This is a genomic window from Mucilaginibacter sp. CAU 1740 (genome assembly GCF_039839285.1).
Classification (GTDB): Bacteria; Bacteroidota; Bacteroidia; order Sphingobacteriales; family Sphingobacteriaceae; genus Mucilaginibacter.
The window spans coordinates 22,925-46,923 of the sequence record NZ_JBDOQS010000011.1; the positions used below are offsets into that span (position 1 = coordinate 22,925).

Consider the following 23,999-nt stretch of genomic DNA (forward strand, 5'->3'; position numbering starts at 1 on the left):
TAATAGTATAAACTTAAAATCACAATAAACCAATACAAACCAAATAATCAATTATGGGAAAATTTCTACGAATAGCCTTGCTGTTTTCCTTTGTGTTGATGTGCCTCCGGGGGACGGCGCAGAACCAGGGAACAGTGGTACAGGGTACGGTTGCCGACGAGAAGGGCGTTACCCTGCCGGGCGTTACAGTTGCTGTTAAGGATAGCAAAACAGCTGTAGTTACCGATATAGGTGGTAAGTTCCGGTTAACCTTACCGGCCAATGCCAAAATTCTTGTTTTTACCTTTATAGGTGCCGAAAAACAAGAAGTTGTTATCGGTAACAAAACAACTTTTACTATTACCCTAAAATCATCAACCACCGCGTTATCTGATATCAATGTGGTAGCTATCGGTTACGGATCGCAAAGACGTCAGGATGTTAACGGTGCTATATCATCGGTAAAAGCCGCCGATATCGCCAACGTTCCGCAGGCCAGTATCGATCAGATGTTGCAAGGTCGTGTTTCGGGTGTAACCATTACCCAAAATTCCGGCGCCCCAGGCAGCCAGACTTCCGTGCATATCCGCGGTATCACTTCACTTTCAGGATCGAACGAGCCGTTATATGTTATTGATGGGGTAGCTATATCAGGCGATGCTTTGAACCGCAGCACCAGCGGCCGCTCGGTGGCTTTGGGTAGCAACGATGAAGTGGGCGTTAGTCCGCTGTCATTGATCAACCCGAGTGATATTGAATCGATAGATGTGTTGAAAGATGCATCGGCTACAGCCATTTATGGTTCAAGGGCATCAAACGGTGTAATCATTATCACCACAAAACGTGGTAAAAACGGAAGTGCGCGCGTTGGCTACGATGGTTATTACGGTATCCAAACCCAGGGCAAATTGTTAAAAATGATGAACCTGCCGCAATACGCCAAGCTGCAAAACGAATTGGCCGATAATGTGCAGGTTGCCCGTCGGGCTGATTTTGCCAATCCTGATCTGTTGGGCGAAGGCACCAACTGGCAAAAGGAAGTTTTCAGAACCGCGCCGATGCAAAGTCACCAGGTTTCCATCTCCGGCGGAAAAGAAGGGACAGATTATTACATCTCTAATGGTTACTATAAACAAGATGGTACCATCATTGGTAGCCGTTTTAAACGCTACTCCATCCGCTCAAATGTAAACTCGCAGGTAAAAAGCTTTTTAAAATATGGTATGTCTATCGGCGGTACCCGTAACGAGGAAGACCGCGGACTGAGCGATAACAATGGTATCATTTACACCGCCTTGTTAAGCGCGCCGGATATCGCGGTGCGTAACCCCGATGGTTCATTTGCCGGTGCTATCAGCACTGGTCCTAATGCTAACGGTTACGGCGGCACGCCAAACGCGGTTGCACAGGCATCATTGCTTACCAATAACCTGATCCGCAGCAATGTGAACGGTAGTATTTATGCCGATCTGCGCATTACCCGCGATATCACCTTCCGCTCGGAAATTAACGGCGGTTTTGATTGGTCGAAAGCGCTTCAGTTTAACCCAACCTTTAAGTATGGTGATTATGAAAATAAAACAGCCAACTTAACCGAGTACTGGAGCAATTCGCACTACTGGACCTGGAAAGAGGTGGTTTCATTTAACCGTACCATTGCCAAAAAACATGTGATCAATGCCACTGTAGGTTACGAGCTAAACTACGCCATGTGGAACGGTATTACCGATTACGTGCAGAATTTTTATAGCAACGACTTGAAAACCCTTAACCTCGGCGACGCCAAATCGGCCCGTGTGGATGAATATCTGGGTAGCCAGGCTTTGCAATCGTTTATCTCTCGTGTTAACTACACATACAATAACAGGTATAGCTTAACAGTAACTTTCCGTTCAGATCAATCCTCAAAATTTGTAACAGGGAAACAAACCGGTTACTTTCCATCGGCTGCCGTATCATGGCGCTTATCCGAAGAGCCTTTTATGGCAGGCATTAAATCGGTTGCTGATAATATTAAGATCAGGATAGGTTACGGACAGGTAGGTAACCAGGGCATCCCTAATTATCTTTACGGCTCGGCTTTAAAGCCATCGGTTACAGGTTTCGGTACAGGCTTTTTGGTTGATAAGATCGCTAATCCTAACTTAACCTGGGAAACCGCCATTCAAAGCAATGCCGGTGTGGACTTTAGCTTGTTTAATAACCGCATTGATGCCACGTTCGATTACTTCGACAAAAAATCAGAAAAATTCCTGTTCCAGGCAGCATTACCGGCGTTTTTGGTGGGCGAGGGCGCGGCAGGTTCATACCTTGGTGGTGTTAATCCGCCATATATTAATGGCGGTAAGCTAAGCAATAAAGGTTTTGAGTTTACCATCAACAGCCATAATATCACCACCACTAATTTCAGGTGGAATACCACGTTGATTTTCTCGCACTATAAAAACAAAGTGCTGTCACTGGCAAACGGAACTCCGTTTATCTCTGGCAATATCACCAATGGCTTCCTTACAAGGGGTATTACCCGTACCGAGGTTGGCCATTCGGTAGGTGAGTTTTATGGTTATGTTACCGATGGTTTGTTCACTACCGAAGCCGAGTTACGTAATTCTAAACCGCAGTTTGGAAACGATGTGGCAAAATCAGGCACATGGTATGGCGATATCCGCTATAAGGATCTGAACAACGATGGCGTTATCGACCAAAAAGATCAAACTTACCTGGGCAATCCTAACCCTAAGTTTACATACGGTATCAATAACACTTTCTCTTACAAATCTATCGACCTCAATATCTTCCTGAATGGATCGTATGGTGCCAAGATCATGAACGCACTTAATTATACCATCTCGGGGCTTTCGGGATTGTATGTTAATCAGTTGGCTTCGGCGGCAAACTACTGGACACCGGCCAATCCAACTTCAAAAATACCTGCGCCACGTGGCGGTTTGGATAACCCGAACCTGTTCACCTCAGATAGATTTTTGGAAAGCGGATCATACCTCCGTGTTCAAAATGTGAGCCTCGGCTGGAACCTGCCACCATCGTGGCTGCATAAAATTAAGCTAACCAGGCTTAAGGTATATGCCAGCGGACAAAACCTGTACACGTTTACCAAATACAAAGGGCTTGACCCCGAAATAGGTTCCATGAATCAGAATGTGTTTTTAACCAATATTGATTTTGGCCGCTACCCGTCGCCACGAACAATAACCTTTGGTATAAACGCCGAATTTTAACTGATATAAAAGGAGAAGATCATTATGAAAAAATATATAAAACATTTAATGTGCTTTGCAGCGGTAAGTTTGGTTGCCACAACCGGCTGCAAAAAAGATTTCTTTAACCGCCCGCCCGAAGATGCCATCACCGTTGATAATTTTTATCAGACTAACGATCAGGTAATTGCCAGCACCAATGCGCTTTACAATTCGCCATGGTTTAACTGGGTAGGTAAATCGGGCTGGGCTATAACTGAGCTGGCAGGTGGTAACGGTCGTACTTATTCGGACGATGTGATCAGTTTGTTCAACTTTTCGCTTACGGATATCAACCCCCGTATTGCCGATGCCTGGAACTCGTTGTTTACTGTAGTTGCTCAATCAAACGCGCTCATCAATAACCTGCCGGTGAAAGTTTCAGCCTCGGTTGATAAGGCTGTGCTGAACAACGCTTTGGGCGAGGCCCACCTGATGCGCGCGCTGGCATACTTTCATATTGTACGCATTTGGGGCAATGTGCCCATCATCGAAAATAGTGTTGATTTTGTAGGCAACTTCCAGGTAAATACAAACCCGGTTACTGATATCTACAAGTTTATCATTAACGATTTGAAATTTGCCGAAGCCAACTGTACCCCTAAAATCAGGGCAGGCGCATCTATCGCGCAAGGCCACGTTTCAAGCGGATCGGCATCTGCGCTGTTAGCTAAAGTTTATTTGTACATGGACGATTATACCAACGCCCGTGCCGAAGCCGAAAAGGTGATCAACAGCGGTGAGTTTAAACTTTATCGCGGTAATATCACTAATGATCAGATTGCTCAATACGGCTACACAGGCCTTATCGACGGTAAAAACTATAACGACCTGTTTAAAACTGTAAATAATAACAACGAAGAATCGGTTATTGCTTTGCAATGGGCAGGCGGCGCGGCTTACGGACATGGTAACCCGCAGCAGGCTTCGTTTGCTATTGCCGGTGTTACGGGTACCGGTGATGGTTACTCGGTTTTAGGTCCGACTATCGATCTGCAAAACGCTTATGAACCGGGTGATACCCGCCTGCATGGCACCATCATGAAAGCGGGCGATTTTTATCCGGAGATAAACCAGGCAGCAGGCGGCTTTACCGTGCCGGCCAGCGTTAACGCGCAAAATACAAAAGCCGGGATCAAAAAGTATGTTGTGGGCACGCCAGCCGATAACGGCGGAATAGGCGCGGCGCAATCTGCAGCCAATTGTACCTATATGATGCGTTATGCCGAGGTGCTTTTAATTGCAGCCGAAGCTATTTTGGGCGCAAACAACAGTACCAACGATGTAACCGCTTTAAAATATTATAACATGGTACGCAACCGTGCAGGTCTGGCACCGGTAACCTCGTTCACCAAAACTAATATGTTTCATGAGCGCCGTATTGAGTTGGCTATCGAGGGCGATTACTGGTTCGACCTGGAACGTATGGACGGCTGGCAAGGAATTTTAACAGTTAAGCACCCCAAAGCGCTTGCCGTTATTGCCAACCAGGAGCGCGGAACTTACAGCAACGATACCCCGCCGCAGGTGTATAGCGATAAAAAAACAGCTAAGGATGAGTTTTTTAACTTCCCTATTCCGCAGGTGGAAACCGCTACCGATCCTAAACTTTTGGATCCGCCGGTGCCATATAAATTCAAATAATTTAAACCGATCAGTAAAATGAAAAAGATATTTAAACCTTTAAATCTTTGCTTCGCCTTAGCCGTATTGGTGATGATGGGTTTTAACGCCTGTAAAAAAGATAAAAACTACGGCACCGGCGCGCCGGTTATAACCAAGGTGCGTACGCTTACCAAAAACGATAGTGTGTTGATCAATCACCCTATCAACCTCGATTCGTCGTTAACTTATCCCGAAGTAAGGCCAATGCCATTTGATTCGACCACTAATTCGGGTAAAATTTATACGCTGTATGCCATCATTGGTAAAAACCTGGGCAGTACAAAGCATATTTATATTAATGATGTCGAGATCTATTTTAACATAGCGCTGGCTACCGATAATACCATCATTTTCAGTATCCCCGAAAACGTACCCTTTAGCGGATCGACCACAAGCAATAAACTGAAACTGGTTACCAGCTACGGACAGATCAATTATGATTTTGTGGTGGAGCAGCCGTTTCCCGGTATAACCGATGTTGACCACATGGCGGGCAATGCCGGCGACCTGATCACCATAACCGGTACTACTTTTGATGGTTTAAGCGCGGTGAAAATTGGCACGACCAATGCTGAGATCGTTTTAAAAACATCAACCAAAATAGTTGCCAAAGTACCGGCAGGCTTAACCGGTCCGGGCGATCTGTCTATCACTACAAGTGCAACCTTAGGCGGCGGTACTGCCAAAGGCCCTTTGGCATCAAATGGTATTAACCTGAGCATTCCTAATAATAACAGCGCTACGTTCGGGCTGTATCCGTTTGGTTTTTCGCAGGCTATTTATGAAGATGGCTTTGAAAACGGCTGGTCACAATATGGCTGGAGTAACTCGCCTGTAGGCGACAATTCTTCGCCTACGGTGCGCGGTACTTCGTCTATCAAAGTGCAGTATGCCGGCGGTTATGATGGCTACGTTATCCAGGCACCAGGTAATATCGCTGCCAAAAGCTTCAAAATGTCTGTTTATGGTGGCAAGGGTTCTGATAATAAGGTGATCCACATCGCGCTTGATTACAACTTCAATAACCCGGTAGCCATTGTGTTGAAAGAAGGTGCGTGGACAAACTTCAATATCCCGATGACGGCCTTTGTTAACACCGGGGCAACTGCTCCAAAAACCATCAACTCCATCGTTTTCCAGGAATTTAGCGGTACCGCTACCCTGTTTTATCTGGATGATGTTGGTGTGATCCAATAGATATATGTTGATTTAAATACCCCGTCACCGGTACCGGGCAACCAAAGGCCGGTGATGGTTTTTAAATGATTGATGATATATGAAAAGCCTTAAAATAGTATTGATCCTTGTGTTTGCCGCTTTTGGTTTTTATGCCCAGGCTCAAAAAAACCTTGTTGAAAACGGCGGTTTTGAAGATGATACTTATGGCTGGAATGCCGCAGTGGCTAAAATCACACCGTGGGATTTGAAAAGCGGCAAAGTCAGTTGCGCCATTATCGCCACCGATGCTTCTAACTGGATGGGGATAGATCAGCAGGTAAGCATCCCCAAAAAGGCTGCTAAGCTTGAAGTAAGCGCCTGGTTAAAAACTATCAACGTAGTAAAAGGTAAAGACGAGTGGAACGGCGCTGTTTTTAGCGTTGAGTTTTTGGATAAGGCCGATAAAAAAGTAGGTGAGGGTACCGACGTGGCTACACTAACCGGCGACCATACCTGGGAGCAGGCTGTTAAAGAGGTATTGGTACCGGCAGGAGCAGTAAAGCTGAAGCTGCTTTTGGCCATGGGCTATGCCACCGGTACATTTTTAATTGATGATGTTGCTGTGAAAGTGATAACTGCCGATGCGGTTACGAAAAATTGAGAATAAAATAGATTTGTGTTATTTAGATGATATAAAATGGTTAAATTAGTATCATCAATTTGATAACCTTTTATAGTGCTGGATTATGACTACAAGTAATGTAATGCGGGAGATAACGCCGCTAACACCGAGCGATTGTTTTACCATTTTTTCGAGGGTGAAAAAGAAGTTTGATTTTCCGCTTCATTATCATGATGAGTATGAGTTAAACCTGATCATTAATGCCAAAGGTGCAAAAAGGGTAGTGGGTGGCCATATCGAGGTGATTGAAGAGGTGGAACTGGCACTGGTGGGGCCAAACCTGTATCATGCCTGGTTTACACATCAATGCCACAGCGAGGAAATTACCGAGGTTACTATTCAGTTTCATAAAGATCTGTTTGATGAAAAGTTTTTGAAACGCAACCAGTTAAGTTTTGTAAAGAGCATGCTGGAGCGCTCGCAACGGGGCATAGCCTTCTCGGCCGAAACTATTTACGCGTTGAAAGACAGGATCATGCAGTTGGATAAAAAAACAGGTTTCGATTCGGTGCTCGAATTGCTGTCAATCCTGCACGATCTTTCCATCTCGCGCAATATGAAAATGTTATCGGATCCAAGCTTTACCAACGAGAAGTTTTACTATAATAGTCGTAGGATAGAAAAGGTGTTTGAGCATATGAACATCAACTATAACAAGCAGATAACCCTTGCCGAAGTAGCCAAAATAGCCAATATGCCCGAGGCGTCGTTTAGTAGGTTTATTAAAAAGCGTACCGGTAAAACGTTCATTGATAGTTTGAACGAGATCAGGTTAGGGCATGCCTCCAGGATGTTGATTGACTCGACAATCACCGTGGCCGAGATAGCTTATAAATGCGGCTTTAACAATATCTCCAATTTCAACAGGATCTTCAAGCGTAAAAAGATGTGTATCCCCAAAGAGTTCAGGGAGACTTACACCGGGAACCGGGTGTTTATTTAGCCTTATTGCATTTGGTAATTAGATGTTGAAAATATATTACCCGGTGTATAATGTTAAAAAGAAGGTTAAAATAGTATTATAAAATTGCCGATAATAAATTCATTTTTGATTAAGGCCAATTATCGTCTGGACCGGAATTTTTGGAATTAATTGAATGGGCAGAAAGCTTGCATAAATAAGTTTTGCAAAACATATTGAAGCCGTCATTGCGAGGTACGAAGCAATCCCCAATAGGCAGAGGGGCTATGCAAGTCCGCCCTGTAAATAGGGGATTGCTTCGTACCTCGCAATGACGTGGGGAGATCTGATTCAATAAATTCCGATTTAGACCAAAAGATATTCAATGAAACTACACTTAGTTGATGTTGCCATTATAGTTCTGTACCTGTTTAGCACCATTGTTATTGGCCTTTGGTACCGTAAAAAGGCCCGCGAAAATAAGGAGAGCTACATGCTTGGTGGTAAATCACTACCCTGGTACAAACTGGGACTGAGCGATGCTTCGGATATGTTTGATATCAGCGGCACCATGTGGATGGTGAGCCTCTGCTTTGTGTACGGGATGAAAAGTATCTGGATCCCCTGGCTTTGGCCGGTATTTAACCAGGTGTTTTTAATGATGTACCTGTCGCGCTGGTTGCGCAGATCAAACGCTGCTACCGGTGCCGAATGGCTGGGCACACGTTTCGGCCGGACGGGAGCAGGAGTAACAGGCTCTAATATAGTAGTGATAGCCTTCGCACTATTAAGCTGCTTTGGGTATTTGGCCTATGGTTTTATAGGCTTGGGTAAGTTCATTGAAATTTTTATTCCATGGGATGTGGTTAGCGCCTATGTGCCGTTTAACGTAGCCCCTCAATATGTGCCGCATGTTTACGGTATTGTATTTACGCTGTTTGCCATGTTTTACTCCATTATAGGAGGTATGCACAGCATCGTGTTGGGCGATATGTTAAAATACGCCATCATGACGGTGGCCTGTATCTGGATAGGCTTCATCGCTGCTGCCAGGTTACAGGGCAATCACCTTAATGTACCTGAAGGCTGGTACAGTCCGTTTTTTGGTAAAAACCTTGGCTTAAGCTGGACAGGCATCATCAACGAGGTAAACGATAAGATCAAGGCGGATGGTTACTCGCTATTTGGCTTGTTTTTTATGATGATGACTTTTAAAGGCGTTTTCGCAGCGGTAGCTGGTCCGGCGCCAAATTATGATATGCAAAAGATCCTCTCTACCCGCTCGCCCGAAGAGGCCAGCAAAATGAGTGGCTTTGTTAATATCATTCTGCTGCCCATCCGTTACTCGCTCATTGTAAGTTTAACCATACTGGGCCTGCTTTTTTATCACCAAATGGATTTAAAAGATGCTAAAGGCGCTATCGATTTTGAACGGATCCTGCCCGCGGTGATCAACAGCTTTTTACCTGTTGGCTTGGTTGGCTTGTTATTGGCAGGTTTACTGGGGGCATTCATGAGCACCTTTAGCGGTACCATGAACGCGGCGCAAGCCTACATTGTAAATGATATCTATATCAAATACATCAACCCCAAAGCCTCAACCAAAAAAATAATTACAGCCAATTACCTGGTAGGGGTATTTGTTGTAGCTGTAGGGGTGATACTGGGTTTTTTTGTAAAAGATGTTAACTCGGTTTTGCAGTGGATAGTATCTGCCTTGTACGCCGGTTATATTGTATCAAACGTGCTTAAATGGCATTGGTGGCGCTTTAATGCAAACGGCTTTTTCTTCGGTATGCTGGCTGGGATTGTATGTGCCATGGTGTTTTCGGTGGTGATTCCAGCGGTTGATTTACTGTATTGGGTGCCGGTTTTGTTCGCTATATCATTGGCAGGCTCGTTGATAGGCTCATATGTTGCCCCTCCAGCGGATATGGCCGTGCTGAAATCGTTTTATACAACCGTTAGGCCCTGGGGCTTTTGGGAGCCTGTTAAAAAGATAGCAATGGAGGCTGACCCAACTTTTGTACCAAATAGAAATTTCAAACTGAACATGTTTAATGTGGTGATAGGCACTATTACGCAATCATGCCTTACCATACTGCCCATGTATCTGATCCTGGCGCAAAAAACATCACTAATGGTAACTGTAGCTATACTCGCTGTGACCATTTTAATACTGAAACGCACCTGGTGGAATAAACTAAACGACTATTGATAAAATTTATATATGACGCAGCAATTTAAGCAACGGTTGGCCCATTTACAGGCCGAACACGCGCAGTTGATCAACAAGCAAAACGAGGTAGCCGATACGGGTAATGGTGTGTTCAGCCGTTTTAAATTGCCGGTGCTCACCGCCGCGCATACGCCGCTGGCTTGGCGTTACGATTTGGATGAGCAACGAAACCCCTATTTAATGGAACGCTTTGGTATCAACGCGGTTTTTAATGCCGGAGCTATAAAACACAACGGTAAATACCTGATGGTAGCCCGTGTTGAAGGTGCCGATCGTAAATCATTTTTCGCCATAGCCGAAAGTGCTGATGGTGTTAATAATTTTAAATTCTGGGATTACCCGGTAGAACTCCCTGAAACTGATGAGCCTGATACCAACGTTTACGATATGCGCCTTACGCAACATGAGGACGGCTGGATCTACGGATTATTCTGCACCGAACGCCGTGACCCGGAAGCTCCGTCGCATGATCAATCGATGGCAATAGCGGCCTGTGGCATAGCCCGCACTAAAGATCTTGTAAAATGGGAGCGCCTGCCCGATCTGAAAACCAATTCGCCGCAGCAGCGTAATGTGGTTTTGCACGCAGAGTTTGTGGATGGTAAATACGCGTTGTACACTCGCCCGCAGGATGGTTTTATCAGCGCCGGTACCGGTGGCGGGATAGGATTTGGTTTATGCGATAGCATGGAAAATGCCGTAATCGATACCGAAACCATCATCCATAATAAAAACTATCACACGGTTTACGAAGCCAAAAACGGACAAGGTCCCGCGCCCATAAAAACACAAAAAGGCTGGCTGCACCTGGCGCATGGCGTACGCAACACCGCCGCAGGCTTGCGTTATGTGCTGTACATGTTCATGACTGATCTGGCTGATCTTACCAAAGTACTTTACCAACCAGCCGGTTATTTCCTTGCACCGGAGGGAGAAGAACGGGTAGGTGATGTATCAAACGTAGTATTCTGTAATGGCTGGATAGCTGATGAAGATGGCTCGGTGTATATCTATTATGCTTCATCAGATACCCGCATGCACGTGGCAACGACTACGGTTGATAAACTGGTAGATTATGTAATGAACACCCCGGCAGATGGTTTCCGTTCGGCATCATCGGTTGAGGTGGTTTATGGCATTATTGATAAGAATAAGGATTCGGGTAAGCTGCAGGAGGCGTAAGACCGTCTGTTAAACGAAAAATGTCATTCGATAGAGCGGAGGGGGAGCGAGCGCCGGGGCGAAAGAGAAATCTTGTACGCCATGCAAAGCGGCCATGCATGGGAGGGAAGCAGGGCGTACAAGATTTCTCCTCACCCGCTCACCCGGAACCCTCCGCCGTTCGTCGAAATGACAATCGGGTTTAAATCTCCGCAAGTTCAAGCGTCCACGCTTGAACTATAGGTAGGGTAAGCGTCCACGCTTACATTTTAGTTCGGTTTGCGCGAGCGTGGACGCTCGTATTCGTTATGGTTCAAGCGTAGGCGCATGAACCTGCGGTAGAATAACATTAAATTATACACTTTTAACGCCTAAAACATCCGGCGTTACTCCCCTCAAAAAAAAGAGGGACAGGAAACTATTTTGCCAAAAAACTATGACTAACAATACATTCAATCAACCACAGAGCATAAAAAAACAGCAGCTTGATGTGTTAACAACTCTTCAATCCGAACTAAGCGAGGAGTTGAGCAACATCTTGAGTTATTGGATCAGTAATACAGTTGATGATGTTAATGGTGGCTTTTGGGGCAAAATAGATAATGATAATATGATTACCGCCGATGCCCCCAAAGGTTCGGTGTTGAATGCCCGTATCCTGTGGAGTGTTTCGGCGGCATATAATCAAAATCCGGATGAGGCCTACCTGCAATTAGCCCATAGAGCTTATGAGTACATCAAGGCATATTTTGTTGATGATGAACTTGGCGGCGTGTACTGGTCGGTTGATTACAGGGGGCAAAAGCTGGATACCAAAAAACAGGTTTACGCTAATGCCTTTGTTATTTATGCCCTGAGTGAATACTATATAGCATCGGGAAAAGAGGACGCTAAAACAGAGGCCATCGATTTGTTCAACCTACTTATTGATAAAAGCTACGACGTCAATAAAACCGGCTACTTCGAAGCCTTTACCCGGGAGTGGCAACCTATTGATGATCTGCGCCTGAGCGCTAAAGATGCCAACGAGAAAAAGACCATGAACACGCATCTTCACGTGTTGGAGGCTTATACCAATTTGTACCGGATCTGGCCGGATAAAGAGTTAAAGAAACAGATAGAAACGCTGCTCAATAACTTCTTCGATCATTTTATTGATCCCGCTACCAATCACCTCGTGCTGTTTTTTGACGAGGATTGGAACCGCCGCTCCGACACTGTATCCTTCGGTCACGATATTGAGGCAACCTGGCTTTTACTGGAAGCTGCGGAGGTTATTGGTAATCACGATTTAATACTGAAAGCAAGAGAAATCTGCATTTCGATAGCGGGAGCAACAACCGAAGGATTGGATGTCGACGGAGGCTTATGGTACGAGTACGAGCCGAACGGCAATCATCTCATCAAAGAAAAACATTGGTGGGTGCAAGCTGAAGCCATGGTTGGTTTTTATAACGCATGGCAGGTGAGCAGCGACAAAAAATATCTCGAACAGGCCATAGCCAACTGGGCCTTTGTGAAAAATAAAATACTGGATAAACAAAACGGTGAATGGTTTTGGGGGATTAAAGCCGATGGCAGCATTATGCCCGGCGAAGACAAGGCTGGCCTTTGGAAATGTCCATACCATAACAGCCGCGCTTGTTTGGAAATTATTAAACGGATAAACATATCAAAATGAAAAATATTAAAATCGTGCTAATGGCTTCGGTTGTGGCCCTTGCTGTGCTGTTGAGTTGTAAAAAGGGAAGTAAACCCAACCCAGATCCAACCCAAGTTGTTGATCCAGGAAACGGTGGGGCAACCGGCCCGATCACCGCGCCAACAGATCCATCGGTGGCGGCATCACAAGGCTTTTTCCTTGACGATTGGCAGGGCAAAACTTTCGCCAAACCGGCAACTATCGCGGCAGCAAAACCAACAGCAAGCACATCCATTAATGTCACTGCCGATTTTGCGCAGGTAGTATCCAAAGTATCTAAATACCTGTTCGGAAATAATATCAACCCCTTTACAGGGCAGTACACCGATGCCGCTACGGTTAATAATATCACTAACCTTTCGCCCAATATTATCAGGGCGCCGGGCGGCAGTTTGTCTGACGTTTACTTTTGGGATATGGCCGCTTATGGCAAACCTGCTGATGCGCCGGAGCATCTTTTAAAACCAGATGGCTCAGTTGATGCCGGCAGTGGTTACTGGAGCGGTAATGTGAATGATAGCTGGAGTTTAAGTTTAAGCAATTATTACAGTTTGCTGCAAAAAACAAATACTACAGGTATTATCACCGTAAATTATGCCTACGCCCGATACGGCACCAGTGATGATCCCGTAGCAACAGCTGCTCACCTTGCCGCACAATGGGTAAGGTTTGATAACGGCCGTACCAAATACTGGGAAGTAGGTAACGAATGTTACGGTAACTGGGAGGCTTGCTACCGCATTGACCAAAGTAAAAATAAAGACGGTCAGCCCGCCATCATCACCGGCGAATTGTACGGAAAGCATTTTAAAGTATTTGCCGATTCGATGCGTAAAGCCGCTGCAGATGTAGGGGCGACTATCAAAATAGGCGCAGTATTACACGAAACTGCAGATAACGGCAACCCAACAATAGTTGCCGGTTGGAATCCGGGTGTATTGGGTCAGATTGGTGATAAGGCCGATTTTTACATTGGGCATAATTACTATACCAACTACAACGAAAACTCAAACGCTATCACCATACTCAATACCGCCGAAGCATCATCCAAATCAACAATAGATTATCTGAAAGGCGCGTTGCAAACGGCAGGTTCGGCTCAAAAACCAATCGCTTTAACCGAGTGGAATATTTTTTCGTCGGGTTCAAAGCAGCAGATCTCAAATATAGCCGGCGTACATGCTGTGATGGTTTTAGGGGAGTTGATCAAAGACCAATATGGCCAGGCCAGCAGGTGGGATCTGGCTAATAGTTGGGATACCAATCATCCCGGCGATGATCATGGACTGTTCAGTATAGGGCAAACAGGGTTAACTGATTTTACTCCTCGTCCGGCGTTTTACTACATGTATTATTTTCAAAAGTATTTTGGCGATAGGATGATCAGTTCATCGGTTAGTGGCAGTACGGATGTGGTAAGTTATGCCTCATCCTTTAACTCGGGCGAGGCAGGCGTTGTGCTCGTAAATAAAAGCACAGCCGACCAGGTAGTGAATATCAACTTTAAAAACTATTACACCGGCAGCAACTACTATTATTACACGCTTAAAGGCGGTACAGATAATGGTGAGTTTTCGGGCAAGGTGCTTGTAAATGGCAACGGCCCGACAGGTGATTTTGGCGGCCCTGCCAATTATAAAAATATCTCGGCAAGCGTAAGCGCGACCAGTGGAGGGATCAAGGTGAGCGTACCGGCAAGGGGTGTGGTGTTTTTGTTGGCGGATAAAAAGTAAGCCAATATTAGTTTGAAAATTTTGTCATTTCGAACGAACCGGGTGGGAATTGCGTGCTGGGGGTGAGGAGAAATCTTGTACGCTACGCAAAGCGAATATGCAGGGCGTACAAGATTTCTCCTCGCGCCCCGCTTTTCCCTGCGCAAGCTCGTTCGAAATGACAATCTTCTTTGGTTGAATAATCCTATCTTCAAACCATAAATAGGGCAGGAAATATATCTGTACGAAAACAGTTAGATTACGATAATGAAGAATTTAAAAGGATTGGTTATTTTACTGTTATTCATCAGTCCCCGAACTGCTATGTCCCAATTGTTCGAACCATCTGATAAAAAAGCCACTACACAAACCCGGCAGCTATTTTACAGTATGCAGCGTTTGGTTGATGCTGGTGTGATATTCGGCCATCATGATGATCTGGCTTATGGCGTTGGCTGGCGGGGCGACGAGGATCGATCGGACGTAAAAAGCGTGACCGGGTCATACCCGGCCATGTACGGCTGGGATTTGGCGAAGATAGAACATGATAGCATTAGGGATATCAACGGCATCGACTTTAAACAACAGCAACAATTTGTAAAAACGGTTTACGAGCGCGGCGGTATCAATACCTTCTGCTGGCATATGGATAACCCGGCCAACAGCAAAACTGCCTGGGATACCACCATGCAAACTGTTAAAGAACTCATCCCCGGCGGAGCTAACCATGATGCATACAAAGCATATCTCGATAAAGCTGCCAATTACATCGCCGATATGAAAGGGGAGGAGGGCGAACCTATCCCTATTTTATTTCGCCCCTTTCATGAGCTTACCGGTACCTGGTTTTGGTGGTGTAAAAACACCTGTACGCCCGATGAGTTTAAATCTTTTTGGCAGTTTACCATCAGTTACCTTCGCGATAAAAAGAAACTCCATAACCTGCTTATCGTTTATTCGGCAGCCGATTTTGAATCGGAAGAGGAGTTTCTGGAGCGCTATCCCGGCGATGATTATGTGGATTTTATCGGCTTTGATAATTATTGTACTACCAGTGTAGCTAATTACCAAAGCAACTTGGACAAGCGGCTTGGCATTGTTGATGCTATCGCCAAAGAACATCATAAACTAAGCTGCCTTCCCGAAACCGGATACGAAGGTATCCCAATGGATAACTGGTGGACTGATATCCTGCTATCAGCCCTAAAAAAGCATAAAGTAAGCTATGTGATGGCTTGGAGAAACGGCAACGAGCATCATTACTATGTGCCTTTTCCCGGCCAGCAAAGCGCCCTCGATTTTGTTAGGTTTTTTAATAACCCGAATGTTATTTTTCAAAACAGGATAACGCCGTTGGGAATTTACGGGCATCCGAATGGCGGTCTTTAAATAAATATTTATGCACTTTTGGGCGCTATAGCCTTTAAAACGATAACTCCTGATATGCCCGCCAGTAGCGATGCCAGTAAGATTCCATATTTGGCTTGCTCTATCATATCGGGGTTGTTAAACGCCAGCCCCGATATAAATAACGACATGGTGAAACCCACTCCGGCCAGCAATGCCACGCCGCTCATCTGTTTCCAGTTGGAACCAGAGGGTAAAGCCCCACCCCATTTTACCATTAGCCAGGTAAATAACATTACACCGGTAAATTTGCCTGCCAGCAAGCCTATTGCTACACCCATGCTCACCGGATTAATCAGCGACGAGAAGAAGTTGCCATTGATCACGATCCCGGCATTGGCCAGCGCGAACAGCGGCATAATGATAAAGGCTACCCAAGGGTGAAGCGCGTGCTCAATTTTTTGTAAAGGCGTTTCGGCATCAAGGCTGATCTTTTTTATTTTTTCGATAATATGATGCTGTTCGGGAGTGGTGAGTGAGCTGTTATTGGGGATCTCGTTCTCAAAATCGGTCAGGTATTTTCTCACACTTTCGGCATAAATGTTTTCACTGATTCGCGTGCGGGCTGGAATAGTAAAAGCTACCAGTACACCTGCTATGGTAGCATGAATGCCTGATAGTAAAAATGCTACCCAAACTGCAAAGCCTATCACCAGGTAAAACAGCACACTCCTGATTCCCATTTTATTGCCGATGAGCAGTACTACCAATAACCACATGCCAATAGTTAACGGCATTATATTAATGCTGGTACTGTAAAATATGGCAATCACCAGCACCGCGCCAAGGTCATCGGCTACGGCCAGGGCGGATAAGAATACTTTTACCGATGAAGGAATGTGTTTCCCGGCGATAGATAATAATGCCAGCGCGAAGGCGATATCTGTAGCCATAGGGATGCCCCATCCGTTAGCTGAAGCAGAGCCACGATTGATGAGGAAATAAATAAGTGCAGGCACCAGCATGCCGCCTAATGCCGCGAACATGGGCATTGATGCTTTTTTAATCGACGAAAGTTCGCCTGCCATAAACTCCCGTTTAAGTTCAATGCCAATTACAAAAAAGAAGATGGCCATCAACCCATCGTTGATCCAAAGGTGCAGTGGATGGTCGAGGACATATTTACCAAAGCCGACGGTTATTTTGATGTCCCAAAGCTCATGGTAAAAATGTTGTAATGGAGAATTTACCCAAACAATGGCCACAATAACCGCGGCAAACAGCACAATGCCACTGGTGTGTTCCTGCTGAATGAACCTGCTTACCGGCCGGGCGATCTTATCAATGGGGTAGGCTTGTTTCATCACTTGCTAAAATACAAAATATGATGGTGCTGATGGTATGATCTATCCTGTTTATCCTAAAACAAAAGTCGCTTTAAATGTATTTTATCATTAAATAAGCTACTATGAATACCTATCAGCAAAAATGGATCGACACGTTAAAAAATGCCAACCTGCACAACTGGGATATCAAACCGCAGGGGGAGGATATTTTTGTAGAGATGCCCAATGTTACCGATCTGAAACTGATCAGGGATAATTTACCGGAAACGCTCGGTTTAATGGCGTTGGATATTAACGAACAAAAGCAGAGGTTGAAATTCGTTTTCCACAACGGGCACGAGCAGTTTGAGTACCTGCTTAATCCCGCTGCTGAAGATCTGACACGGGAGGGCTAAAATCTATCGGTGTTTCTTCGGTAATGTTTTCTGTTTTATCATCCTGATCAAGTTTGGCTTTGGTGGATACTACCACCACCGAGATCCCCATACAAGCTATCAGAACGAATGAAGCCCTTAGGGTGGCTATTCCTGCTATAAACCCAATTACCGGCGGGCCAACCAAAAAGCCTAAAAATCCGATTGTTGAAACCGCTGCCAATGCCACGCCCGGTGCCATAGTTTTTGATTTACCGGCTGCGCTGTAAACCATAGGCACAACCGATGATACGCCTGCACCTACCAGTAAAAAGCCGAATAATGCGGTAGGCACATACGGAAATATTACTGCAATGGCTAAGCCGGTTGCGGTTAGCGTACCACTAACTTGTAACGTGCGTTTTAAACCAAAGCGGTGAGCAAACCAATCGGCCACAAAACGACCTCCGGCCATGGTGAACATGAAGGTGGTAAAGCCCACGCCAACCAACGCGGTAGGGGCCAGTACTACTTTTTTAAAGTAGATCACGCTCCAATCAAACATGGCTCCCTCGCATATCATTGAGCAAAAGGCGATGATACCTAATTTAATGAGTGATTTATCGGGCATTACAAAAACAGGCCCTGCATCGGTAACTTTATCATCTTTAAGGTAGCGTGCTGCTACTAAAACCCCAAGGGCAATAACTATCAGCATCCCCATAAAATGGTGCAGTGGTATAATACCGTTGGCTATCATAAACGCACCAATGCCCGCCCCGGTAAAGCCGGCCAAACTCCATAAGCCATGAAAAAAAGCCATTATAGGGCGCTGGTAAAGCTGCTCGGTAGCTACGGCTTGAGTATTCACCGCTATGTTAACCGCGTTGCTGGAAAAGCCAAAGCATATTAAACAGATAATTAATTGAAAAGCGTTTTGTGCTAAACCAAGGGTAACAAGGGCCAACGCATAAACAATTAACGCCGAGATAACCAGTTTTTTGCTGCCTATTTTTGTGATTATCCAACCCGAAAACGGGAGTGAGCACATCAACCCAACCGGCAGGGCAAATAATACTGCACCCAAACCGGCATCAGATAAACCCAAAGTTTGCTGAACTGTTGCAATGCGTGATGCCCAGCTCGAAAAACTTAAGCCCGCCATAAAAAACATGGCCCCCACGGCAATGCGGAGTGCTAATTTATTTACTGACGAGTTGGGTGTAGCAGAGTTGAACATTGTGTTAAAATAGTATCAAAGTGTCAAAATGACACCATTTTGATTTGTCACAAAGATAATGCAATTGAGTTTAAGTTGATAAAGCTAAATCGTTTTTTACTTTATGATGGGATATATAAAAAAGCGGTATCGTATTCATTAAAACCGATACCGCTTTTTTATGAAAGAAGATTTAATTTTTTACGTTGAACGATCCTTTGATTGTATGGTTATCGCCAGTGCTCGGATCAGTTACATCAGTGGCGCTAAAAGTACCTTGTACATTATTCGAAGTGTAGGTAGTAACATTTACTGTACCTACGTCTACCCCAACAATACCGGAGCTTGATGTCCCTGCACCCAATAGCGTTATTTTATAGCTACCTGTAGTTTTGCCCTCAAAAACCAATGAAAACTGGAGTCCTCTTGACATATCGAATGCACTTACTGTGGTAGCACCATTTGGATATAGTCCCTGGCTTTGCGTTGCCGTAATATATCCAAAGCTGGCGAGCGAAGTTAGAGTAACTTTGCTGTTGCCGTCAATCTGGTATATTATTGTGCCCGTGGCTCCGATAGCTATATCACCACCTGTGTTAGTGCCTCCACCGCCGGTGTTGGTTCCTCCTCCTGTATTAGTTCCACCTCCGGTATTTGTCCCGTCTCCGTTTTTAATGTCTACAGCTTTAAGTTCTTTGTCGGGCGGAAGTATTGGGTCAAGCTTGCAGCTGTTTAAAGCGCTTGCAGCCAGCAAAAACGTGAATGCCTTCAGGTAAATTTTTTTCATATAGAGGGCTAATTGCGATAGTTTTTAAGTGATTAAATATAAGCAATTTATAGCCCTTGTACGTAATGTGAAAAAAAATGATACAATATTGCTCTAAAAAAAATTAACCGTCCGTTAACCACAATCACCATCTGGTCCACACGATTCACCTTCAACAATATCAAGCTCGGGTTTCGGGTTTTCCTGTTGCCAACCTGTAAATGCTTTGTTTAATGTATCGTTAAAAACAGAAAGTTCCTGGGCGCCAGATACTGCGTATTTACGGTTAAGTACAAAAAATGGTACTCCCGTTACTCCAAGGTGTTGCGCCTCGGCAATGTCATGTTTAACATCGTCGGCATAGCGGTCACTTTCTAATGTTTGTTTAACCGCTTCTGTTGGCAAACCCAAACTTATACCTAATTCTGTTAAAGTAGCTATATCGTCAATATTGCGGCCTTCGGTAAAGTAGGCTTTAAAAAGGGCTTCTTCGGCGGCATCGCCTAAACCATGTTGTTTGGCCAGGTGGGCAAAACGGTGCGCGTTAAAACTGTTGGCTACAACGGCTTTGTCAAAGTTGTAGGTAAGGCCTTCTTTGGCTGCCATTTGGGTAACATGGTTATTTAACTGCTCGGCATGATCGAGCGAGAAACCTTTAATATCGGCAAGGTATTGGTTAATGTTGATATCAGGATTGGTTTTCAGATCGGGGTTGAGCTGGAAGCTTTTCCACTCTATTTCTATCTGGTCTTTATGCTCAAAGCCGGCCAGTGCCTGTTCAAATCTGCGTTTACCTATATAACAAAACGGACACATCACGTCCGACCAGATCTCTACCTTCATAATTCAGTTTTTAGTGTTTAAACAAATTTATATATTGGGCTGCTCATCACCGTAAGGGCAAAGTAAAATTTAGTTACAACTATTTATTGCCAATGCTATTTGGTATTTGTAAAATTTTATAAATTAGGGAATTATAAACCGATTATAAAATTATTGAAACACCGGCTTAGGCACAGGCGGGGTTACCCAACAAAAATGAAGTGGAATAGCGCTAAAGTATTTTGGATAGGCATTGTATTGCTTGTTGTGCCGGGTTTGGTGCATGCTTACCTGTTAATGCCTTTCCCAGGTAGCCAGGATCTGAACGCCATTACCGTTTGCTATTATCTCGAAAAGGTGATCATGCCGCTGCGACTTATCGGTTTGCTGTTTATTGTTTGGTACCTGTTTAAATACTACGCCAAAAACACTTTTAAACAGAAAGTGACCAAAGCTTCGGTTTTTGTACTTTGTGTAGGCAGCTTTTACATCACTGATTATATGTACAAGGCCGAAACCATGTTTAAAGAGACCGCGAAACCCGGCTTTGCCACAGGATTATCCAATCATGTGCCTTTAAACTATTTGGTTATTGGCGTAGTGAATAATGGCGTTGCTAAGGCGTATCCGCTGATATATTTAGGCTATCACCATAAAGTACAGGATGAAGTAGGCAATAAACCAGTACTTATTACCTATTGTACCATGTGCCGCACCGGCAGGGTTTACAGCCCGGTTATTAACGGTGTAAGGCAAAATTTCCGCTTGGTAGGGGCAAGGCATTATAATGCTATTATTGAAGATGAAAGTACCAAAACCTGGTGGTACCAGGCTACCGGCAATGCCGCTGTTGGTCAGCTTAAAGGACAGCATTTAAGCGAGCTGCCTTATGAACAGCTTACCCTTGCATCGTGGTTACAAAAACACCCCGAAACCCTGATCCTGCAACCGGATAAACTATACACTGCAGATTATGCCGATCTGAAAAATTACGACCGCGTACAGGCCATCGATAAAGATAGCACACAAAAAAACAAAGACTCGCTAATCCGTAAAAGTTGGGTTATAGGAGTGATCGTTAACGGGCAAGCCAAAGCTTACAACTGGCGGCATATGCACATTAAACGGGTGCTGAACGACGAGGTTAACCACACCCCATTACTAATAGGCATCGAAAAAGACAGCCTGAGCTATCATGCCTGGAATACCATGGTAAAAGGTAAAGCTCTTCATTTTAAATTGGATACCAACGGCATGCTTACCGACGATGAAACATCATCTGTATGGGATTGGGATGGCCTTTGCATCTCCGGCCCGCAAAAAGGCGAGCGCTTAACCAAAGTACAAGCTTACCAGGAGTACTGGCATTCGTGGAAACATTTCCATCCAAAAACAACTTTCTGGAAAGGGGAGAGCGGCCTGGAGCAAACCGCTTTTCTGGATATGCTGTTATAATACAGCTTAAATAGCGGCCGCTATTTTGCTGATATCATCACCTTTTAGCAATTCGTCATTGCCTTCAATAGGATAATATTTGTTTAGTATTTTTTGAGCAAGCAGGTAGCTTTCAATTGATTGAATGGGAGCGGAGGCCAACTCCGTAATGATGGAGCCCACCAGTTTCAGCTTTTTAGCCTCGTATTGATTGATCACAAAGTCGGAAGTTTTTTTTGCACGGCTCTGCTGGATCAGTTCGTCCAGTTTCCTGATCTCGTCAACCAGGTCAATCAATTTCAATACTTCCACCTTTTTCATTAGGCCAAAATTAGTGATTTATTTGTTACGGAGGGTGGGGTTTTAGAAACGACTAAATATAAAAAACGTCATTGCGAGGTACGAAGCAATCGCGAACTATACAGGGCGGACCTGCTTTCGTGCGATTGCTTCGTACCTCGCAATGACGACTTTAAAAAACACGTTGTCATGCTGAGGTAGGAAGCATCTTCTACAATTTGCATAGCAGCTATACAGGGCGAAGAAGATCCTTCGTTACTCAGGATGACAAATAATTACTTCTTATCCTCAGTAGTATCCCGCTCCACCAAAGCCATACCACATTTAGGGCAATCGCCGGGTTTATCGAATGTCAGATCAGGGTGCATAGTGCAGGTGTATTTTCCTTTCTTTTTGGCGGTGGCGTTACTGTCGGCTTTATCGGTGTTTTTAACGGTACTGTTGCAGGCACCTAAAGCCAGCGTGGCCAGTGCAAAAAGGATGAGGCTTTTTTTCATATCGGGTTTATTTGTTTTTAATGAATGAGGCAAAACCGAATAATGATACTACCAGCACGCCCAGGGCGGCCAGCATACTCACTATATCGCGGATGTTTTTTCCCGCCCAGGTCATGCCAAAATACTTATGTAAAAATATAAAAGAAAAGCCCTCTATACGGTCTATACCTGCAACTTTTGTGGCCAGTTTTGAAGTGGTGGTTTCAATGTACCAGTTTTCGTTACCGGGATAGCTTACCTGTTGCACAGGCAGGCGTTTGTTAATGAAACCGTACTCTTCAGTAAACTGCTTAATGGGTTTTACATTGATTCGGCCGTAAACCTTTTGTATGTTTTTTTTGCTGCTATGATAGTAGGTGCTCAAACAGCGGGCATACTCTTCATCTCCGTTAGCCAATTCTTTTCCGCTTAAAGTATTGAAATAACGCATCTGCTTTTTGGTGTCCGTTACCTGGTAAAAGCTGCTATCAGCAAAAGAAATTAAACCGGTATAGCCGATCAGGCTGTCAGCCAGGGGCAATTGCAAATTGGAGATGCTAAGATCGTTGCGGTTTATTACAATACCATAATCGGCTTTGGTCGGTTCGGTATTGTGCAGTTTGACCGCAAGATGAAACGCTCCGCTAATAACAAAGGTGAACATCACAAATGAAACAATAAGCCCCAATTGCCTATGGAAACGGTGAACAAAGCGCTTATCATCAACTCCCTTGTTTTTTTGATTTTGGCGGATGGATTTGAATTTTTTCCAGAATAAACCATAAACAATTATGCCGCTTAACAGGGAAAAAAGCATCGCGATCATAATAACAAGTAACACCACATTGCGGAAGGTATCGCCACCAATATCGGCCAGGAACTGCCATGTATGGAACTGTTCAAACGTCCACAAAAAAGCTTTACGGGTATTATTATTGAACGTGCCCATGCGGCTTTGGCCAGTCTCAACGTACACATCCATACCGTCGGGCCTTTCAAAGCTGATCTTCCAAACAGGTAGCAAACGGTTGATGGGTTGATATACTCCATCAAATGAGGTTTGGTAATCGATCTTTTTGATGTTCGATGTTGAGTCTTGGGTGAAATAGCGGGCGAGGTAGGTGGCGTAAAGCCGGTCGCCATCTTTCAGTAAGATCCCATCATTGGCCGAATAGTAATTGTAAACACTATCCTGACTTAAAACCTGGTAAAAAGTATTCCCTTTAAAATTTATCAACGCGAAGTTGCGGATGGCTTTAACGTTGTTTTTATCCAACACCTGTTGCAGGGATAATGCCGGCTTCATTTGGTTTTGCGCAAGAGGTTTGAAAACCTCCTGCGCTATTGATGGCCTGAACCAGTTAGACATGAACGGGTGTGATAACCCGCTCAATGTCCAGAATATTACCGGGACGAGGGATATTAACCCCAGTACCCGGTGCCATTTATAAAATTTGCTTTTTATTGCTGCTGATGCCAT

General features: G+C 44.6%; 19 protein-coding genes. 12 read left to right on the forward strand and 7 right to left on the reverse strand.

Annotated features, from left to right (window positions below; translation table 11 throughout):
• The first annotated feature begins 53 nt into the window (after window positions 1-53).
• The 10 genes from AAFN85_RS21965 (at window position 54) to AAFN85_RS22010 (ending at window position 15,845) form a co-directional block, all read left to right on the forward strand.
• Window positions 54-3,218: a TonB-dependent receptor gene (locus tag AAFN85_RS21965; RefSeq protein ID WP_347529803.1), complete on the forward strand. Its 3,165-nt coding sequence runs from the start codon at window positions 54-56 to the stop codon at window positions 3,216-3,218.
• A gap of 24 nt (window positions 3,219-3,242) precedes the next feature.
• A complete protein-coding gene (locus AAFN85_RS21970; RefSeq protein ID WP_347529804.1) occupies window positions 3,243-4,880 on the forward strand; it encodes a RagB/SusD family nutrient uptake outer membrane protein in 1,638 nt (545 codons plus the stop codon).
• An 18-nt stretch (window positions 4,881-4,898) separates the two neighbouring features.
• The gene (locus AAFN85_RS21975; protein WP_347529805.1) at window positions 4,899-6,098 is read left to right on the forward strand and encodes an IPT/TIG domain-containing protein; all 1,200 of its coding nucleotides are present in this window, start codon (window positions 4,899-4,901) and stop codon (window positions 6,096-6,098) included.
• Between the two features lie 79 nt (window positions 6,099-6,177).
• Window positions 6,178-6,720 (forward strand): hypothetical protein, encoded by a 543-nt coding sequence (locus AAFN85_RS21980; protein WP_347529806.1) that lies wholly within the window; start codon window positions 6,178-6,180, stop codon window positions 6,718-6,720.
• Window positions 6,721-6,805: 85 nt separating this feature from the next.
• On the forward strand, window positions 6,806-7,684 hold the full coding sequence (locus AAFN85_RS21985; RefSeq protein WP_347529807.1) for an AraC family transcriptional regulator: 879 nt from the start codon (window positions 6,806-6,808) through the stop codon (window positions 7,682-7,684).
• Window positions 7,685-8,027: 343 nt separating this feature from the next.
• The gene (locus tag AAFN85_RS21990) at window positions 8,028-9,860 is read left to right on the forward strand and encodes a sodium:solute symporter family protein (protein WP_347529808.1); all 1,833 of its coding nucleotides are present in this window, start codon (window positions 8,028-8,030) and stop codon (window positions 9,858-9,860) included.
• A 12-nt stretch (window positions 9,861-9,872) separates the two neighbouring features.
• Window positions 9,873-11,063 carry a glycosidase gene (locus AAFN85_RS21995; RefSeq protein ID WP_347529809.1) on the forward strand — a complete coding sequence of 397 codons (1,191 nt, stop codon included), beginning with the start codon at window positions 9,873-9,875 and terminating at the stop codon, window positions 11,061-11,063.
• A gap of 415 nt (window positions 11,064-11,478) precedes the next feature.
• Complete coding sequence (locus AAFN85_RS22000; protein WP_347529810.1) at window positions 11,479-12,723, forward strand: AGE family epimerase/isomerase; 1,245 nt, start codon at window positions 11,479-11,481, stop codon at window positions 12,721-12,723.
• Entirely contained in the window at window positions 12,720-14,477 is a 1,758-nt protein-coding gene (locus tag AAFN85_RS22005; RefSeq protein WP_347529811.1) for an alpha-L-arabinofuranosidase, read from the forward strand. Before AAFN85_RS22000 ends, AAFN85_RS22005 begins: the two co-directional genes overlap by 4 nt.
• A 246-nt stretch (window positions 14,478-14,723) precedes the next feature.
• Complete coding sequence (locus AAFN85_RS22010) at window positions 14,724-15,845, forward strand: glycosyl hydrolase (RefSeq protein ID WP_347529812.1); 1,122 nt, start codon at window positions 14,724-14,726, stop codon at window positions 15,843-15,845.
• Window positions 15,846-15,853: 8 nt separating this feature from the next.
• On the opposite strand, the gene nhaA is transcribed toward AAFN85_RS22010, so the two are convergent.
• On the reverse strand, window positions 15,854-17,167 hold the full coding sequence (nhaA, locus tag AAFN85_RS22015) for a Na+/H+ antiporter NhaA (RefSeq protein ID WP_347529813.1): 1,314 nt from the start codon (window positions 17,165-17,167) through the stop codon (window positions 15,854-15,856).
• A gap of 104 nt (window positions 17,168-17,271) precedes the next feature.
• On the opposite strand from nhaA, the gene AAFN85_RS22020 reads away from it, so the two are divergent.
• A complete protein-coding gene (locus tag AAFN85_RS22020; protein ID WP_347529814.1) occupies window positions 17,272-17,544 on the forward strand; it encodes a hypothetical protein in 273 nt (90 codons plus the stop codon).
• Here AAFN85_RS22020 and AAFN85_RS22025 read toward each other — a convergent pair.
• From AAFN85_RS22025 to AAFN85_RS22035, 3 genes are all read right to left on the reverse strand, one after another.
• Complete coding sequence (locus tag AAFN85_RS22025) at window positions 17,507-18,742, reverse strand: MFS transporter (protein WP_347529815.1); 1,236 nt, start codon at window positions 18,740-18,742, stop codon at window positions 17,507-17,509. The two genes, AAFN85_RS22020 and AAFN85_RS22025, sit on opposite strands and share 38 nt — an antisense overlap.
• Window positions 18,743-18,914: 172 nt before the next feature.
• The gene (locus AAFN85_RS22030; protein WP_347529816.1) at window positions 18,915-19,508 is read right to left on the reverse strand and encodes a hypothetical protein; all 594 of its coding nucleotides are present in this window, start codon (window positions 19,506-19,508) and stop codon (window positions 18,915-18,917) included.
• Window positions 19,509-19,622: 114 nt separating this feature from the next.
• The gene (locus AAFN85_RS22035) at window positions 19,623-20,330 is read right to left on the reverse strand and encodes a DsbA family oxidoreductase (protein ID WP_347529817.1); all 708 of its coding nucleotides are present in this window, start codon (window positions 20,328-20,330) and stop codon (window positions 19,623-19,625) included.
• 195 nt (window positions 20,331-20,525) lie between these two features.
• Between AAFN85_RS22035 and AAFN85_RS22040 the strand changes: the two genes are divergently transcribed.
• Window positions 20,526-21,764 (forward strand): DUF3179 domain-containing (seleno)protein, encoded by a 1,239-nt coding sequence (locus AAFN85_RS22040; protein ID WP_347529818.1) that lies wholly within the window; start codon window positions 20,526-20,528, stop codon window positions 21,762-21,764.
• A 6-nt stretch (window positions 21,765-21,770) separates the two neighbouring features.
• On the opposite strand, the gene AAFN85_RS22045 is transcribed toward AAFN85_RS22040, so the two are convergent.
• From AAFN85_RS22045 to AAFN85_RS22055, 3 genes are all read right to left on the reverse strand, one after another.
• The gene (locus AAFN85_RS22045; RefSeq protein ID WP_347529819.1) at window positions 21,771-22,064 is read right to left on the reverse strand and encodes a hypothetical protein; all 294 of its coding nucleotides are present in this window, start codon (window positions 22,062-22,064) and stop codon (window positions 21,771-21,773) included.
• Between the two features lie 254 nt (window positions 22,065-22,318).
• On the reverse strand, window positions 22,319-22,540 hold the full coding sequence (locus tag AAFN85_RS22050) for a heavy metal-binding domain-containing protein (protein WP_347529820.1): 222 nt from the start codon (window positions 22,538-22,540) through the stop codon (window positions 22,319-22,321).
• 7 nt (window positions 22,541-22,547) lie between these two features.
• Window positions 22,548-23,999, reverse strand: a complete 1,452-nt coding sequence (locus AAFN85_RS22055; protein WP_347529821.1) for a PepSY-associated TM helix domain-containing protein — start codon at window positions 23,997-23,999, stop codon at window positions 22,548-22,550.

Coding starts and splice junctions, on each gene's coding strand:
- AAFN85_RS21965 (WP_347529803.1), top strand. CDS start 54: ATGGGAAAATTTCTACGAATAGCCTTGCTGTTTTCCTTTGTGTTGATG.
- AAFN85_RS21970 (WP_347529804.1), top strand. CDS start 3,243: ATGAAAAAATATATAAAACATTTAATGTGCTTTGCAGCGGTAAGTTTG.
- AAFN85_RS21975 (WP_347529805.1), top strand. CDS start 4,899: ATGAAAAAGATATTTAAACCTTTAAATCTTTGCTTCGCCTTAGCCGTA.
- AAFN85_RS21980 (WP_347529806.1), top strand. CDS start 6,178: ATGAAAAGCCTTAAAATAGTATTGATCCTTGTGTTTGCCGCTTTTGGT.
- AAFN85_RS21985 (WP_347529807.1), top strand. CDS start 6,806: ATGACTACAAGTAATGTAATGCGGGAGATAACGCCGCTAACACCGAGC.
- AAFN85_RS21990 (WP_347529808.1), top strand. CDS start 8,028: ATGAAACTACACTTAGTTGATGTTGCCATTATAGTTCTGTACCTGTTT.
- AAFN85_RS21995 (WP_347529809.1), top strand. CDS start 9,873: ATGACGCAGCAATTTAAGCAACGGTTGGCCCATTTACAGGCCGAACAC.
- AAFN85_RS22000 (WP_347529810.1), top strand. CDS start 11,479: ATGACTAACAATACATTCAATCAACCACAGAGCATAAAAAAACAGCAG.
- AAFN85_RS22005 (WP_347529811.1), top strand. CDS start 12,720: ATGAAAAATATTAAAATCGTGCTAATGGCTTCGGTTGTGGCCCTTGCT.
- AAFN85_RS22010 (WP_347529812.1), top strand. CDS start 14,724: ATGAAGAATTTAAAAGGATTGGTTATTTTACTGTTATTCATCAGTCCC.
- nhaA (WP_347529813.1), bottom strand. CDS start 17,167: ATGAAACAAGCCTACCCCATTGATAAGATCGCCCGGCCGGTAAGCAGG.
- AAFN85_RS22020 (WP_347529814.1), top strand. CDS start 17,272: ATGAATACCTATCAGCAAAAATGGATCGACACGTTAAAAAATGCCAAC.
- AAFN85_RS22025 (WP_347529815.1), bottom strand. CDS start 18,742: ATGTTCAACTCTGCTACACCCAACTCGTCAGTAAATAAATTAGCACTC.
- AAFN85_RS22030 (WP_347529816.1), bottom strand. CDS start 19,508: ATGAAAAAAATTTACCTGAAGGCATTCACGTTTTTGCTGGCTGCAAGC.
- AAFN85_RS22035 (WP_347529817.1), bottom strand. CDS start 20,330: ATGAAGGTAGAGATCTGGTCGGACGTGATGTGTCCGTTTTGTTATATA.
- AAFN85_RS22040 (WP_347529818.1), top strand. CDS start 20,526: ATGAAGTGGAATAGCGCTAAAGTATTTTGGATAGGCATTGTATTGCTT.
- AAFN85_RS22045 (WP_347529819.1), bottom strand. CDS start 22,064: ATGAAAAAGGTGGAAGTATTGAAATTGATTGACCTGGTTGACGAGATC.
- AAFN85_RS22050 (WP_347529820.1), bottom strand. CDS start 22,540: ATGAAAAAAAGCCTCATCCTTTTTGCACTGGCCACGCTGGCTTTAGGT.
- AAFN85_RS22055 (WP_347529821.1), bottom strand. CDS start 23,999: ATGGCATCAGCAGCAATAAAAAGCAAATTTTATAAATGGCACCGGGTA.